This is a genomic window from Cupriavidus basilensis, from assembly GCF_029335485.1.
Classification (GTDB): domain Bacteria; phylum Pseudomonadota; class Gammaproteobacteria; order Burkholderiales; family Burkholderiaceae; genus Cupriavidus; species Cupriavidus basilensis_E.
This window is the reverse complement of sequence record NZ_JARJLM010000197.1, coordinates 1-15,401: the sequence shown is the minus strand read 5'-3', so window position 1 is coordinate 15,401 and position 15,401 is coordinate 1. Positions and strand designations below refer to the sequence as shown.

Below are 15,401 nucleotides of genomic sequence, written 5' to 3'. Positions count from 1 at the left end.
TGCGAGGGCGGCGCTGGCGCGCGCCATCTGGCGAGCGGCCCCCCATCCGTGCATGCGCTGCTGTTCAAGTACGGACAATTGCCCTATCGTGACGACCTTCCCTGTCACTTCGGCGCGGATACGCGCAGTCCGGAGGCAAAGGCCCCCGGTGCTGGCGCGGCGATCCTCCCGTCTTGTCCCGTCTCGCCCCGTTTCGCCCATGCCTCGCTACTTTTCGTGCGTTGCCCGCCACCTGTGGTCGCTGGCACACGGTTACCCATTGTCGGCGCTGCTGCTCGCCGCATCGCTTGCCCTGGCTCCGCAGGCTGCGCTGGCTGCGTCCACGGCCGCGGACAATCCCGCCGTCGCCCCGGCGCACGGCAAGCACCCGCGTGTGTGCCTGGTGCTCTCCGGCGGCGGCGCGCGCGGCTATGCCCATATCGGCGTTATCCGGGCGCTCGAGAAAATGCATGTGCCGATCGACTGCATCGCCGCCACCAGCATGGGCGCGGTGGTAGGCGGCCTGTACGCCAGCGGCCTGTCGGCCAGCGAACTGGAGGCGCGCCTGTCCCACATCAACCTGAGCGATATCGCGTTCGACCGCAACGAACGCGCCGAGCTGCCGCAGGCGCAGCGCGAGGACGACCTGCAATACCCGATCGGCATTTCGGTCGGCTATGGCGACGGCCAGATCAAGCTGCCCACCGGCCTGGTGCAGGGCAACCGCCTGCTGGCGCTGCTGCAGAACTGGACCGCGCAACTGCCGGCCGACACTGATTTCAACCGGCTGCCCATCCCTTTCCGCACCATCGCTACGGACCTGGGCACTGGCCAGCCCGTGATCCTCGACCATGGCTCGCTGCCGCGCGCCATCCGTGCCAGCGTGGCCGTGCCGGGCCTGTTCGCGCCGATCAAGGTGGACGGGCGCACGCTGGTCGACGGCGGGCTGGTCAGCAACCTGCCGGTGCAACTGGCGCGCGATATGGGCGCCGACGTGATCATCGCCGTCAATATCGCCTCGCCGCTGGACGACCCCGCCAGTCTGGACTCGCCGGCGGCGGTGACGCAGCAGATGGTGACCATCCTGATGAACCAGAACGTGACCGCGCAGAAGCAGCGGCTGGGCCCGGGCGACGTGCTGATCGAGCCGCAGTTGGGCGACCTGTCCTTCACCGACTTCTCGCGCGCCAACGACGGCATCCAGGGCGGCTGGAACGCCATGCTGGCAGCCGAGCCCCGGCTGGCGTCGCTGGCGCTGCCGGCCGGCGCCTGGCAGGCCTACCTGGCGGCGCGCAAGCCGGCGCAGGCGGTGGCCGGGCCGGTGCGCATCGATGCCATCGAGATCCAGTCCCACGGCAAGATCCCCGCCAGCTTCGTGCGCAAGTACCTGGGCGTGAACGAGGGCGACACCTATGACGCGATCACACTGAATCGCGAGATGGCGCAGCTCTCCACCTCGGGCGACTTCGAGAGCGTGACCCAGGAACTGCTCACCGAAAATGGCCGCAACGTGCTGAAGGTGGAGGCGCAGCAGAAATCATGGGGCCCGCAATTCCTGCTCTTCGGTTTCGGCGTGTCCAACACCTTCAACGGGCAGGGCAGCTTCAACCTGCAACTGGGCCATCGCTATCCGTGGCTGACCCCCGGCGGGCTGGAATGGCGCAATGACATCGTGCTGGGCAGCAGCCAGGCCAAGTGGCATACCGAATTGCGCCAGCCGGTGTTCGACCGGCTCGGTTTCTATGTCGCGCCGTATGCGGAGTACGGGCGCAAGCGCGTCGACCTCTATTCCGATATCGCGCCCAACCGCAATACCGAGCCGCTGACCGCCTACCAGATCGAAACCGCGGTCGCGGGCCTGGACCTGGGCGTGCCGCTTGGCCGGCTGGGCGAATTCCGGGCGGGCGTGAATTACCAGCAGGTCAACTACGCGGCGGCCTATAACCTGCCGTTCGGCACCGGCAAGCTGTTCCCCCGGGCACGCGTGCGTCAGCCGGTGGCGCGTGCCCAGCTCACCATCGACCAGCTCGACGATCCGCTTTTCCCGCGCACCGGCTATTACCTGCTGGCGACCAACGAGCTGGCGTTCGGTGGCACCGACAACCGGTTCAACGATGCCCATGCCAAGGCGCTGTGGGCCACCAGCTACGGCCGCCACACCCTCAACCTGGCCGCGGAGGCCGCGGCCACCTATGGCGATCACCGCAGCGACAACAGCAGCAGCGGCGGCCTTGGCTTCACGCTGGGCGGCTTCCAGCATCTGTCCGCCTATGCGCAGGACCAGTTTTCCGGCAACTTCCTGCTGTATGGCCGGCTGACCTACCTGAACGATCTGCGCGAGTTCATCCTGCCGGGTTTCCGCAGCACCGTGGTGGGGGCCAGCCTGGAGGGCGGCGATGTCTGGCTGCGGCGCAAGAACTTCGGCAACGGCCCCTTCAAGTCCAGTGCCAGCCTGTTCATCGGCGGCAACAGCGCGATCGGCCCGCTTTACTTCGGTTTTGCCGCGGCGCCGAATGGAGTGTGGAACCTGTATCTGCAGTTGGGCCGCGTGTTCTAGGCGGCGGGTGCCGCCGGCACCGGCTCGGCAGCGGCAACGGCATCGCCGGCGGGCCGGAAGGTCACAGAGGCGATACGGCCATTGCGCAGCTGCAGGGTTTGCGTGCCCTGGCCTTGACGGACCTGGCCGTCGATGACCGAGGAGGCCGCCAGGTCAATGCTGGCGGTGGTGCCTTCGATGCGTGGGGGCGCGGTGGCGGCGATACGCACCGTCTTGCCGGCCAGCGCCTCCAGTTTGGCGAACATGCCGATGACGGCATCCCGGTCGTCGTAGGTGCCGGCCAGTGGATGCTCGCCATTGTGGCGCCATTGCACATTGGGCTCCAGCAGCGGGAACAGCGCTTCGAACTGGCCGCCGGTGAGCGCCTGCAGGTATTCGTTCACCACCGTGGCGACGGCTTCCGCGCTCATCGGCACCTCGACGGTGGCGCGCGCGCGGCGGCGAGCGCGTGCGGGATCGAAGCCAAGGAATTCCAGCACGCTGGCGACCACCTGTTCGCGATCGTTATCCACGCAGATCATGTGGTAGCTGTTTTCCACCACCACCTTGCGCACGTCGGACACGGTGGCCTCCAGGAAATCCGCCGAGCGCAGGCTGGTCAGCTCGTCCTCCCGCGCGTGCACCACCAGCGTGGGGCAGGCGATGCGGTGAGCGCCGCGCAGCACCCAGCTGCGCAGGCGGTCCACCTGGCGGATGCAGGCCAGGGGCACCCAGCGGTAGTGGAAGTTATCGCCGCGCTCGAACTTTGCCTTGACGATGGCGCGCACCAGGTCGTTCTTGATGCCGTAGGGCTCGTCCTCATCCACCCGCATGCGCGCAGGCAGGGTGGGGATGTGATAGACCACGTGCCGCAGCGCGCGGTACCAGGGGGTGGACCAACCGTCGATATATACCGGCGCAGCCAGTGCGATCAGCCGGCCCTTGCGGTGCTGGCGGCGCTCGGCCAGCGCCAGCGCCAGCAGTGCGCCCATGCACATGCCAAGCACGTGGAAGGTCTCGTACTGGCCGGCCAGTTCGTCGTAGGCCTGCGTGACGGTTTCCAGCCATTGCTCGGCGCGCACGGGGATCAGGTCCTCCGGGGTGCCGGCATGTCCCGGCAGCGTTACCGCGTGGGTTTCCACCCCGGCGCGCCGCAGGGCCTTGTGCATCGGGCCGAGGTCGAACTGCGTGCCGCCCAGGCCGTGGATGAGCAGGGCACCGGTGCCGCCGCTCCTGGAAGCCGTCATGCTGCGTCCCGCTCCTCGACCGCCGCCGCGGCTTGCAGGCGCCACGCGCCCGCAATGACCGCCACGGATTCGTCGCCATCCAGCAAGGGGCCGCTCATATCGAGCACCATGGTGCAGTCGCCGGCCGGCAGCATCAGGCGAAAGAGCAGATCGGTGCGGTTCTCGCCGTCGCACTCGCGTAGCCAGCGGTCGCGCACCTGCGCGCGGTCGTCGGGGTGGACATGGGCCAGCACGTTGTCCAGGCTGGCGAATGCCGCTTCGCGCAGGCCCAGCGCGCGCTCCACGTCGCCGCTCCAGCGCAGCGTGCCGCTATGCGGATCCAGGCAATAGACCAGCTGGCCGCTGGCCGCCAGCGCCAGCTTGATATCGTTCTGGCGCTTGGCCGACTGCTCGTGCAACTGCTCGCGGCTGGTCCGCAGGGTGCTGATCAGCAGCGTCAGCAAGGCCGCCACGGCAAGGTAGAGCTGGGCCTCGAGCAGGGAACGGCCATGCTGGGCAGCGCTCTCGGCGAACGGGCCATCGCCCTGGCCGGTGTTGACCAGCACGAACAGGGCGAGGATCGCCACCGCTACCGAGCCGCCCCGGCCGCCCCACAGCAGCGTCACCAGCGCGGCGAAGAACAGCGGAATGTAGGTCAGCGCGAAGATCAGGCCTCGCGGCAACGGCGCCAGGGCCCGGCTATCGAAGATAAAGAAGGTCGTCAGTACCAGCGCGGCGAAGGCGGCCAGGCCGAACAGGAAATCGCCACGGCTCATGCCGCCGGAACGCATGGCGCGGAAGCGCGACCAGCCCGCCAGCACCGGCAGGACGATCAGCACGCCCACCAGGTCGGAGGCGGCCCACACGCGCGCGGTGCGCCAGAACGGCACATCCTGCATGATGGTGAACCAGCCGGCGCCCACCGCGGCGCTGGCCGCGCTGCTGACCACTCCTGCGATCAGCAGCCCACGCACAAAGGCCAGCCCCTCCAGCGAGAAGTGCGTGCGCCTGACCAGCGCCACCGCCACCGCGGCGAAGCCGATTTCGTCGAGCGAGAACAGCATCAGCCGCAAGGTATCGCGACCCTCGAACCAGCCCAGCAGCATCTGCGCGGCAAAAAAGGCCAGGCCCACCGGCAGCCAGCGGGGCAGCGGCGTCAGCATGAAGGCGGCCACGGTCACACCGGCCGGCAGCCAGATATAACCGGTAGCCGAGAACGGGCCGTTGAGCTTGTGCGAGACGAAGCCTGTGCAGAAATACAGTGCCGCCCACGACAGCAGGACGAGGGCTCGGTTGGTTGGTTTCACGTTGGCTTTCCTTGGCTGAGGCCCTGGCGCAGGTTCAGGCCCCCGGCTGGCTTGGCGGTGGCGTGCCCGCGGCTGACGCGTGCGGCGGTGCCGCTCAGCGCACAGCGGCCCGCCGCTCCTTGAACGCGCGAGGCGGGCGCGCGGCTGACTTGCCGCTGCGGGCGGGCAGGGGCCTCATCGGTTCGCGCCGGGCATTGTCGCATGGCGTTATGTAATAAAATCGTCACAATTGCGGGTATCCGGTCAGGCCGATGGCTTGCTGGTTCCGGCGCGGGCCGCGCCATTCAGGGGCGAGGCAGGCGTGGAGCCGGGCCGAACCCAGGCCGAAATATAAACGAGGAGAAATGACGCGATGGCGAAGTCCGTATTAAACAGGCAATTCCTGCCCGTGCTGCTGGCATGCGCGGCCCTGCCCCTGGCCCTGGGTGCGGCAGCCCCCGCCGCTGCCGCATGGCCGGAGAAGCCGATCCGGCTGGTGGTGGGTTTCCCCCCTGGCGGACCGGTGGATACCCATGCGCGCATTCTGGCCGAAAAGCTGCAGCCTATCCTGGGCCAGTCGGTGGTGCTGGACTACAAGGCTGGCGCCGCCGGCAATATCGGCTCCGACGCTGTCGCCAAGGCGGCCCCGGACGGCTACACGCTGCTGCTGGCCAATACCGGCCAGATGGCCATCAATGGTTCACTGTATCCCAAGCTGCCCTACGCGATGCCCCGGGATTTCGCGCCGGTGGCCCGGACCGCGCTGACCCCGCTGGTGATGGTGGTCAATAACAATGTGCCGGCACGCAACCTCAAGGAATTCATTGCTTACGCGCGCGCCAACCCCGGCAAGCTTAATTTCGCCTCCGGCGGCAACGGCGGCATCTCGCACCTGATGCCGGAAATGTTCAAGCAGGCTTCCGGCACCTTTATCGTCCACATCCCCTACAAGGGCAGCGCCCCGGCGCTGACCGACGTGATGGGCGGCCAGGCGCAGATGATGGCCGACTCGATTCCGCTGTTCACGCAGTACATCAAGGCCGGCAAGGTGCGCGCGCTGGCGGTCACCTCCAGGCAGCGCTCGCCTGCCTTGCCCGAGGTGCCGACCATGGAAGAGGCCGGCCTGAAGAACTTCGAGGTGGTTGGCTTCTACGGCATGCTGGCGCCGGCGGGTACGCCCAAGGACGTGGTGGCCAGATTGTCGGGCGCGCTGCAGACGGTGCTGGCCGACGCCGATACGCGCGCCAAGCTTGCGCAGCAGGGCGCCGAGGCAGCGTGGCAGGGGCCGGAAGCGTTCGGCCAGACCATCGCCGCCGAGCAGAAGCGCTGGGGGCAGACCATCAAGGCTGCCGGCGCCAAGATCGACTAGACGGCAGGTATTGACCTGCCGCACCTCAAGCGACGTGGGCAGGACGGCCCGCCAGGAGGAGGCCCACGGTCATCCGAATTCCAATCTACAATCTGGGATGATTCCTGGGAGGGGAAATGAACCTGTCCAACTGGCTTGTTTTTTGCGGCGTCGCGCTGTTCATGGCTTTCACCCCTGGTCCGGCGGTCCTGCTGGCGGTTTCCAATTCCGTGTCGGTGGGGCCCGCCCGTGCCATGCTCGGCTCGCTTGGCAATGCCGCCGGGGTGTTCCTGGTGTCGGCTGTTGCCATGGCCGGCCTTGGCGTGGTCCTGAGCACTTCCGCGGCGGCCTTTATCGCACTCAAGGTGCTGGGCGCGGCCTACCTGATCTATCTCGGCATCCGGCAGTGGCGCAGCGGCGCGAATGCGTTCGCTGATGTGGTCCGTCCCGGCCAGCCCAGGGGGGTACGCGCGTCGTTGCGGCTGTTCGGGCACGGCGTGATCGTGTCGGTGACAAATCCGAAGAGCATCCTGTTCTTCTCGGCGCTCTTCCCGCAGTTCCTGACGCGCAACGCACCGATGCTCGAGCAGTTCCTGGTGCTGACCGCCACCTTCTCCGTCTGCACCCTGCTGTCGCACACCTTCTATGTGCTGCTTGCGCGCGGCATGAAGCGCGGCTTCTCGGATGCCAGCCGGGTGCGTCTGTTCAACCGGGTCTCGGGCGGTGCTTTCGTGGCGCTTGGCCTGGGCATGCTCCGGCTGCGCAGCAAGGCGGCCTGAGCGGCCGCCCTCCGGTCAGGCGGCCTGCGCCGCTACCATTGCGCCGGCGACGTGCCCAGCCTGCCCGCCGGACGCTCCCAGTGCATCGGCGCGCCCTGCACCACGGCCGGCGCCCTGACGCGCCGCGCCGGGCCCCATGCGGTTGCCTCGATGGCATCCGCTAGGTCGGCGGGCGCGTTGGCTGCCAGCGGCGGCAATTCTTCCCGGGCGCTGCCGGCGCCGGCCAGCAGGTGCGCCGTACGCGCCAGCGATGCCCGCACCTCGCAGCCGGCGCCCGTCGCCAGGCGCTGCGCCAGTCCCCGCACGACGGCGGTCGCCATCAGGTAGCCGGTAGCGTGGTCGATTGCCTGCACGGGCAGCGGCCCGGGACGGTCCAGCCCCCTGATGCGCATGCCCGCCTCGGCAATGCCGGTGCTCATCTGGACCAGGCTGTCGAAGCCGCGCCGTCCCTTCCACGGTCCGCTCCATCCATAGGCATCGAGCGATACATCCACCAGTCCCGGATTGATCTCCCGGCGCCGCCGCGGGTCCAGGCCAAGGCGCGCCAGCGCCTCGGGCCGGTAGCCGTGCACCAGCACGTCGGCCTGGCCCAGCAGGCGCTCCAGTGCCTGCCGGTCCGCCGCGCTCTTCAGGTCGAGCCGGGCGCAACGCTTGCCAAGCACGACGTCCGGCACGGTGCCGGGTTCTTCCCAGCCGGGCGGGTCGATGCGCAGTACATGGGCGCCGAAGCCGGCCAGGAAACGCGTGGCAACCGGGCCCGCCAGGATGCGCGTCAGGTCCAGCACGCGGATGCCGCGCAAGGGGCGCTCCCGGACGATGGCCCAGTCCGGCCGGGGTGCGGCATCGCAGGTCGTCCAGTGCAGCAGCGGCTCGCTGTTGACGGCCATCCCTTGCGGATGCGTCGCCCATGCCGCCACGGAACGCATGGCCGCGGCGCACCCGCCGTTTTCGACGATGGCGGCCTCCAGCGCGCCCGCTTGCCATCCGGATACCGCGCGCGCGACAGCCGCCTTGTCGGCCGGCACGCCGAGCACCCTGAGCGCCGCCTCGCGATGATGCGGCGCATTCGTATGCAGCCGGATCCAGCCGTCCGCCGCCTGGTAGTCGCCGGCAACGGCGTCCCATTGCGCCGGCAGCTCCCAGCCCTGCGGCCGCAGGGAGATGCCGAACCATAGCGATGCGAGGCGGCGGTCCGCCTCGACCAGCGGTGCCTGTCCCGACGCGGCGTGGATCAGGTCTGCCATGGCAAGGCCGGCGGCGCCGACGGCGGCGGTGGCCAGGTCGGTGACGGGAAAGACCGACGGCAGGTTGCCCGAGCCCGTGAATGCCAGGCGTTCGAGCGAGCCGGGGTGCCCGTTCACGCTACGCCAGATCTCGCGCGCGAAGCCTGCGGCGGTGGACGGGTCGTTCGCGGCCGGCTTGGCGACCAGCAGGGTGTCTTCGGAATTCGGCATGGCGGGATGTGGTCAGGTCGTTTAGGTGCTTTGCAGCATAGACGGCTTGTTTTAATAGTCAATATTGATTATCTTAATCAACTTAATGTGCGATATTTCGCGCTAGCGTGTTCCCCTCCTTCTCCTGTCGTGCCACCGCCATGTCCCGCTACCTGACCTCCGCGCAAGCCGCCGCCCGGCTCGGTGTTTCCCGCCCGACGCTCTATGCCTATGTCAGCCGTGGCCTGCTGCATGCGCACGATGGCGAAACGCCCCGTGAAAGCCGCTATCTCGCGGACGACGTGGAGCGCCTGGCCGGCCAGCGCACGCGCGGGCGCAAGCCGCGCGAAGTCGCCAAGGCCACACTGAGCTGGGGTTTGCCGGTGCTGGAATCGGGCATTACGCTGATCGAGGATGGGCAGCTGTATTACCGCGGCGACAATGCCGTCGCGCTGGCCGCCTCCGATACGGTGGAGGCGCTGGCCGCACTGCTGTGGCAATGCCCGCAGCAGGCGGCGTTCGGCGCTGGCGCGCCCGCGGCGCCCGCATACCTTGCGGCCATGCAGGCGGCCTATGCCGGGCGCCGCGCCGAAGAGGCGCTGTTGCCCTTGTTCACCATCGCCAGCGACGACGCCGCCACTGCGCAGTGGCAGAGATCGCCGGCGCGGCTGGCCGAGGGCTGCGGCGTGCTGGTGCGCCTGATGGCAGCCTGCCTGCTTGGCACGGCGCCCGCCAGCGAGCCCGTTCATCGGCAGTGCGCCAGCGCCTGGCAGGTGGACGACGAGGGCGCGGACCTGATCCGCATGGCGCTCGTCCTGTGCGCCGACCATGAGCTCAACGCCTCGAGCTTCACGGCGCGCTGCGTGGCCTCCACCGGCGCCAGCCTGCGCGCCGCGGTGGTGGCGGGCCTGTCCGCGTTGACCGGCGGGCGGCACGGCGGCACCACCGCGCGGGGCGAGGCGCTGTGGGACGAACTGGGCGACGCGCCGCCGGGGCCGAGGCTGCGCGAGCGGCTCGCCAGGGGGGAAGACCTGCCTGGCTTCGGACATCACCTCTATCCCGCCGGCGATGTCCGCGCCGCCGCCTTGCTGGCGCGGATTCTTCCGCATCATCCCCAATGGCAGGAGATCATCGACGAAGCGTTCGCCCTGATCGGGCAGCGGCCGTCGGTCGACTTCGCGCTGGTTGCCCTGCGCCGGCATCTGCGGCTCCCGCCTGGCGCTGCCTTCGGTCTGTTTGCCCTTGGCCGCACCATCGGCTGGATCGCGCATGGCATCGAGCAGCGCGCCGACGCGGAGCTGATCCGGCCGCGCGCGGCCTATATCGGGCCGCGGCCCGAGGCCGGCCGCAGCTTCGGCGGCGCGTAACCCGGGCGGCCCGATCGACGCCAGTCCCCGGCCATGCCACGCGGGGCCGGCTGGTGCCGCCGTCCTCCTGCATCGAGGGCACTAAGCAGCCAGTCGTGCTGCGCGCTGTTGCAAGTGCCGCACAGCCTCCCGCGCGGCGGCGCCCAGCCCTGCGAGGTCCAGGCCCGGAATCGCATCGTGCTCGGCGACCACGCGTCCGCCCACCAGCAATGCGCGCAGCGACGGCCTTCCGCCGCTTGCCACCGGTGCGATGGCCGGATCGTGCAGGCCGAAGCAGCGCGGGTCGTCGAGGCGGTAGATGGCGAGGTCGGCGGCCTTGCCCGGTTGCAGCGTGCCGATGGCATCCAGTCCGAGCACGGCGGCGCCCCCGGCCGTGCCCCAGCGCACCACGTCCTCGACCCGCGCCGCATCGGCCCCGCCTTCGAAGCTCCCGCCTTCGGCACGTGGCCGCGCCTCGTGCCCGCGCCGCGCCCGCTGCAGCAGCCAGGCCGCATGTGCCTCGGATATCATGTCGGCCGCTTCGTTCGAGGCAGCACCATCCACGCCGAGCGAGACCGGCACCCCGGCCGCTTCGAGTGCCGGGATGTCGGCAATGCCGCTGCCCAGCCGCCCATTGCTTTGCGGACAATGGGCAATACCCGTGCCGCTGGCACCGAGCTGGCGGATCTCGTCCGCGCCGAGCTTCACCAGGTGGGCGAACCAGACATCCGGGCCAAGCCATTCATGCTCGCCGCAGAAGGCCACCGGCGTGGCCCGGTGCATCTCCCGCGCGGCGTTCTGGTATTCCACCGTTTCCGACAAATGGCTGTGCAGCCGGATGCCAAGGCGCCGCGCGGTGCGCGCGCAGGTGCGCAGCGCCTCGGGCGGCATCGAGTACAGCGGCGTGGTGGGCGCCATCGCCACGCGGCGCATGGCGTCCGGCGCGCACTGGTGGTAGCGCGCGGCGAGCCGTTCGCAATCGGCCAGGAACCGGTCGAGCGATTCCGGCCGCAGCGCCTGCGGCAGGTTGCTCTCCAGCTGGCGGGTGCGGGTGGCGCCGCCGCGGCACAGCACGAAGCGCAGCCCGAGCGCCTCGGCCTCCTCGAACAGGATGGCCGAACTGTCGTAGGGCATGCCGGGATAGTAGAGATAGTTGTGGTCGGCCACCGTGCCGCAGCCGCTGCGCACCAGTTCCACCAGGCCGATGCGGACGGCCAGCCGGAAGGTGGTCTCGTCGAAGGCGGCGCGGAAGCGGTAGGGCGTGGCGCCGAGCCAGGGGGTGAGCGACAGGTCCAGCCCCGCGGGATCGCCCTTGAGCAGCGACTGGAACAGGTGGTGATGCGTATTGACCCAGGCCGGGTAGACCACGCAATCGGTGGCGTCGATGACTGGCTCGCCCGGGCGCGGGCCGAGCTGGCCGATGGCCTCGATGACACTGCCGGCAACGCGCAGGTCGGGCCCCGGATGGCGCTCGCCGGTACCGGCAAGGCCGGTCAGGATCGCGGTGGCATTGCGGATCAGGATGGAGTTCGTCGTCATGCCAGCTCGCTTTCGTGCCAGTGGGACAGCGCCAGCCGCGAGACTACCGCCATCGCGCCGAACAGCAGGACGCCCGTCAGCGTGATCAGGAACAGCGCGGCGAACAGGCGCGGGATATTGAGGGCGAAGCCGGCCTGCAGGATCTGGTAAGCCAGGCCGGCACCGGTGCCACCGGTGCCGGCCACGAATTCCGCCACCACTGCGCCGATCAGCGCGAGGCCGCAGGAGATGCGCAGGCCGCCGAAGAAATACGGCAGCGCGCTCGGGATGCGCAGGCGGCGCAGGGTATCCCAGCGGCTGGCGCGGTTGATGCGGAACAGGTTGAGCAGGCCGGGGTTGACGCTGCGCAGGCCGAGTACGGTGTTGGAGATGATCGGGAATACAGCCACCATGGTCGCGCAGATCACCAGCGCCAGGGTCGGCTCCTTGACCCAGATGATGATCAGCGGCGCAATGGCCACCACCGGCGTCACCTGCAGCAGGATCGCATAGGGAAACAGGCTGGCCTCGATCACGCGGCTTTGCACGAACACGAACGCCGCGGCGGTGCCGGCCACCACCGCCAGCGCGAAGGCCAGCAGCGTGATGCGCAGCGTGACCCATAGGGAGCCGGCCAGCAGGCGCCAGTCCTCCACCAGCGCATGGCCGACGGCGGTGGGTGCGGGCACCAGGTAGGCGGGTACGGCGAGCGCGGTGCAGATCACCTGCCAGGCCAGCAACAGCAGCACGCCGACGGCAAGCGGGGCGGCCACGCGCTGTACGGCGGGGCGTGACAGTAGCGGGGGATGCATGGGGGCTCCTGGTTTGCTTGATGGTTGCGGGTCCGGTGCTGCCGGCGTGCTCAGTGCGCGTTCTGGCCGGGACCGGCGCCGGTATTGGCCTGCGTCAGCAGCGCCGAAAGCTGCGCGCAGTACTGCGTGAAGGCAGGCGAGACGCGGAAGGCTTCGTCGCGAAGCTCCGGCCCTTCGATTGCCACGTCGGCAATCACGCGGCCCGGCCGCGCCGCCATCACCACCACCCGGCTCGAGAGGTAGACCGCTTCGTAGATGCTGTGGGTGACGAACACCACGGTGAGGCCGCGCTCGGCCCACAGCGCGCGCAGGTCGGCGTCGAGCCTGTTGCGGGTGAACTCGTCGAGCGCACCGAAGGGCTCGTCCATCAGCAGCAGGTCCGGGTTGGTGACCAGCGCCCGCGCGATCGACACACGCATCTGCATGCCGCCGGACAATTCACGCGGATAGACCGAGCCAAAGCGGCCCAGTCCCACCAGCGCCAGCGCGCGCTGCACGCGCTCGCCGGCCTCTGCGCGCGGCATGCGGGCCAGGTCCAGCGGTAGCCGCACGTTGTCGGCCACGCGTGCCCACGGCATCAGGGTGGCTTCCTGGAACACCATCGCCAGCGTGCGCCCGGCGGCGTCGGTGGCGATGGGCAGGGCCGGGTTGCCCCACCAGCGCAAATGTCCCGCCGAGGGTGTTTCCAGGCCGGCAAACAGCTTGAGCAGGGTGCTCTTGCCGCAGCCCGACGGGCCCAGCAGCGAAACGAACTCGCCGGGCTGGATCGCCAGCTTGACGCGCTCCAGCGCCACGGTGCCGTTGGGATAGGTCTTCTCGACCTGGTTGGCGAACAGCAGGGGCGCGTCGGCGCCACGGGCGCCGCGGCCGGCAGGCGCGGGTTCGCCGCCGGCGTCGGATACACCGTTGCCGGTGCCTGGGCCCGGGGATGCGGCCGGGGTTTGCATGGCACTGCGAAAGAAGGCGCTCATGGCGGTCTCCGTATCTGGTCTGTCCGGTTCAGCCGCGTACCACGGGAATGCGGAAGGCTTCCTTCTCGCCATGCCGGGTGAACAGTTCCATCAGCATCTTGCGCATCAGCAGGCCGGGCTTGTCGGATTCCATATGGAATTCGACACGGCGGCGCGTGTCGACGCAGGCGTCGTAGTCGGTGGCTTCCAGGATGTCGCGGTCCTCCGCAACGATGGGTGCGTCCCAGTCGATCAGTTCCTGGGTCGAGCAGTCTTCCTCGCCGTCGTTGCGATACAGCCATTGCGACAGCATCACGCTCTGGTCGTCGATCGGCGTAGCGCAGTTGTAGATGATGTGATGGCGTCCGCTGGCCGGATAGGTGCAGCCGAAGCGGCGCGTGAACGGCAGGTCCCAGCGGTTGAACAGATGGCGGTGCGTGATCGGCTCGGTGGTGCCGGTGACGCGGTGGCCCGCTTCGATATTGCGGATCGGCACCAGGGTCTCGGCCTCGAAGCCCCACTCGCGCTGCTGCAGCGCGTATTTCTCCGGCGTGGGCTGCTCTGCCAGGCCGAAGTTGGCGCGGTGCACGAAGCTGAAGTGCGAGTTGTCGAAGGCGTTTTCCATCACGCGCAGCGAGCTGGTATTCCACTTCTCGTAGAACTGGAAGATGCGGCGGTACGCGGGATCACCGTCCTCGGGGAAGTCGGGAACAGGTTGTAGCGGATCGTCCAGCGCCACCCACACGTAGCCATATTTTTCCTGCACGCGATAGGCCTGCACCTTGGCGCTGGAGGGAATGGCGTTGTCCGGCGCCTGTGGAATCCGCACGCAACTGCCGGAGCAGTCGTATTCCCAGCCGTGGTAGCCACAGACAATATCGCCGCGTTCGTTGACCCACCCCTTGGAGAGGCGGGCGGTGCGGTGGCAGCAACGGTCCTGCAGTGCCGCGGGCTTGCCGTCGGCGCCCTTCCACAGCACCAGGTTTTCGCCCAGCAGGGTGAACGGCTTGGGGCCGCCGTCGAGCATCGAGACTGGCATCAGTGCATACCAGAAGCGGCGCAGCACGGGTTGTTGGGTAACCAGCATGTCAAATCCTTGTATGGGGGTGATCTTTGTCGGGCGGCTTGCGCAACGTCAGGGCATGACCTTCAGGTCCTTCACGAATTGCGTGGTATAGGCCTGTTTCCAGTCGGTATCGGCCTTTAGCAGGCCAGCACCCACCATGAAGTCGCGGGTCTTCTGCCAGCGCGCATCCGTCATCACGCCGATGCCGTAGCGGGCCGCATCGCCGCCGCCGACCATGTTGTATTCCTTGAGTTTTTCCACGCCCCAGGCGAGTTGGTCGTCCTTCATATTGGGGTTCTCCTGCTTGATCAGCGCATTGGCGGGAGCCGGGTCGGCCAGGTAGCTCTTCCAGCCTTCCATCGTTGCCTTGACGAAGCGGGCGACGACGTCCGGTTTTTCCTTGACCGTTTTCTGCATGGTGACGATGGTGGTGCCATAGGGCGGGTAGCCGTCGTCGGCGAACAGGAAGAAGCGCGTCTTGGCGCCGGCCTTGTTCGCGGCGAACACCTCGGAGGAGGCGTAAGCCTGCTGGGCCGATTGCGGGTCGGCGAAGAAGGGCTGCAGGTTGAAGGTGTAGACGCGCGACCGGGCTTCGTCGAGCTTGTATTTGCCCTTGAGCCACGGCCACCACGTGGTGCGGCCGGAGGTGGAGACCAGCACCGTGCGGCTCTTCAGGTCGGCCAGGCTCTTGACGTCCTCATGGGTCATCATGCCTTGCAGGTCGGTCTGGAAGGAGGTGGCCACGGTGGTGACCGGCACACCCTGCTCAACGCTCTTGAGCACCTGCAGGTCATAGCCCATCAGGAAATCGGCCTGCCCGCTGGTGAGGATCTGCATGCCATTGACCTGCGGGCCACCCATGTGGACGGTGACATCGAGGCCGTACTTCTTGTAGATGCCCTTGGCCACCGCCTGGTAGAAGCCGCCATGTTCGGCCTGGGCATACCACGAGGTGAGGAAGGTCACCTTGTCGGCGGCCAGCGCGGTGGCGGGAACCGCCGTGAGCGCGAGTGCGGCGCAAGCGCCGGCGATCAGCAGGCGGCGCAATAGGGAAGGCGTCATCATGGGGGCTCCTGTGCGGATGTTTGCGGGGGAAATCCGGATGGGTGCTGCAACAGGCGG

General features: G+C 68.6%; 12 protein-coding genes. 4 read left to right on the top strand and 8 right to left on the bottom strand.

The window, feature by feature from the left end; all coding sequences use genetic code 11:
- Positions 1-199 precede the first annotated feature (199 nt).
- The gene (locus tag P3W85_RS11540; RefSeq protein WP_276264890.1) at positions 200-2,536 is read left to right on the top strand and encodes a patatin-like phospholipase family protein; all 2,337 of its coding nucleotides are present in this window, start codon (positions 200-202) and stop codon (positions 2,534-2,536) included.
- Here the strand turns inward: P3W85_RS11540 and P3W85_RS11535 are convergent.
- Both P3W85_RS11535 and P3W85_RS11530 read right to left on the bottom strand, forming a co-directional pair.
- Entirely contained in the window at positions 2,533-3,762 is a 1,230-nt protein-coding gene (locus tag P3W85_RS11535; RefSeq protein ID WP_017226703.1) for an alpha/beta fold hydrolase, read from the bottom strand. The two genes, P3W85_RS11540 and P3W85_RS11535, sit on opposite strands and share 4 nt — an antisense overlap.
- Complete coding sequence (locus tag P3W85_RS11530; RefSeq protein ID WP_017226702.1) at positions 3,759-5,048, bottom strand: MASE1 domain-containing protein; 1,290 nt, start codon at positions 5,046-5,048, stop codon at positions 3,759-3,761. The genes P3W85_RS11535 and P3W85_RS11530 overlap by 4 nt, the downstream gene beginning before the upstream one ends.
- Positions 5,049-5,400: 352 nt before the next feature.
- On the opposite strand from P3W85_RS11530, the gene P3W85_RS11525 reads away from it, so the two are divergent.
- Complete coding sequence (locus P3W85_RS11525; RefSeq protein WP_276264889.1) at positions 5,401-6,396, top strand: Bug family tripartite tricarboxylate transporter substrate binding protein; 996 nt, start codon at positions 5,401-5,403, stop codon at positions 6,394-6,396.
- A gap of 116 nt (positions 6,397-6,512) precedes the next feature.
- The gene (locus tag P3W85_RS11520) at positions 6,513-7,154 is read left to right on the top strand and encodes a LysE family translocator (RefSeq protein WP_276264888.1); all 642 of its coding nucleotides are present in this window, start codon (positions 6,513-6,515) and stop codon (positions 7,152-7,154) included.
- 32 nt (positions 7,155-7,186) lie between these two features.
- Here the strand turns inward: P3W85_RS11520 and P3W85_RS11515 are convergent, their stop codons facing one another.
- Positions 7,187-8,608, bottom strand: a complete 1,422-nt coding sequence (locus tag P3W85_RS11515; protein WP_276264887.1) for a CoA transferase — start codon at positions 8,606-8,608, stop codon at positions 7,187-7,189.
- Between the two features lie 140 nt (positions 8,609-8,748).
- Here P3W85_RS11515 and P3W85_RS11510 point away from each other — a divergent pair, with 140 nt between their 5' ends.
- On the top strand, positions 8,749-9,954 hold the full coding sequence (locus P3W85_RS11510) for a citrate synthase family protein (protein ID WP_276264886.1): 1,206 nt from the start codon (positions 8,749-8,751) through the stop codon (positions 9,952-9,954).
- An 81-nt stretch (positions 9,955-10,035) separates the two neighbouring features.
- Here the strand turns inward: P3W85_RS11510 and P3W85_RS11505 are convergent, their stop codons facing one another.
- From P3W85_RS11505 to P3W85_RS11485, 5 genes are read right to left on the bottom strand one after another with little or no spacing between them, the layout of a single operon-like run.
- Positions 10,036-11,472, bottom strand: a complete 1,437-nt coding sequence (locus P3W85_RS11505; RefSeq protein ID WP_276264885.1) for an amidohydrolase family protein — start codon at positions 11,470-11,472, stop codon at positions 10,036-10,038.
- Positions 11,469-12,263 carry an ABC transporter permease gene (locus tag P3W85_RS11500; protein WP_017224549.1) on the bottom strand — a complete coding sequence of 265 codons (795 nt, stop codon included), beginning with the start codon at positions 12,261-12,263 and terminating at the stop codon, positions 11,469-11,471. Before P3W85_RS11500 ends, P3W85_RS11505 begins: the two co-directional genes overlap by 4 nt.
- 50 nt (positions 12,264-12,313) lie before the next feature.
- Positions 12,314-13,234 carry an ABC transporter ATP-binding protein gene (locus tag P3W85_RS11495; protein ID WP_276264884.1) on the bottom strand — a complete coding sequence of 307 codons (921 nt, stop codon included), beginning with the start codon at positions 13,232-13,234 and terminating at the stop codon, positions 12,314-12,316.
- Positions 13,235-13,262: 28 nt separating this feature from the next.
- The gene (locus tag P3W85_RS11490) at positions 13,263-14,300 is read right to left on the bottom strand and encodes an aromatic ring-hydroxylating oxygenase subunit alpha (RefSeq protein WP_276264883.1); all 1,038 of its coding nucleotides are present in this window, start codon (positions 14,298-14,300) and stop codon (positions 13,263-13,265) included.
- Positions 14,301-14,348: 48 nt separating this feature from the next.
- Positions 14,349-15,344, bottom strand: coding sequence for an ABC transporter substrate-binding protein (locus P3W85_RS11485; protein WP_276264882.1), 996 nt, complete (start codon positions 15,342-15,344; stop codon positions 14,349-14,351).
- Between the last annotated feature and the right edge of the window lie 57 nt (positions 15,345-15,401).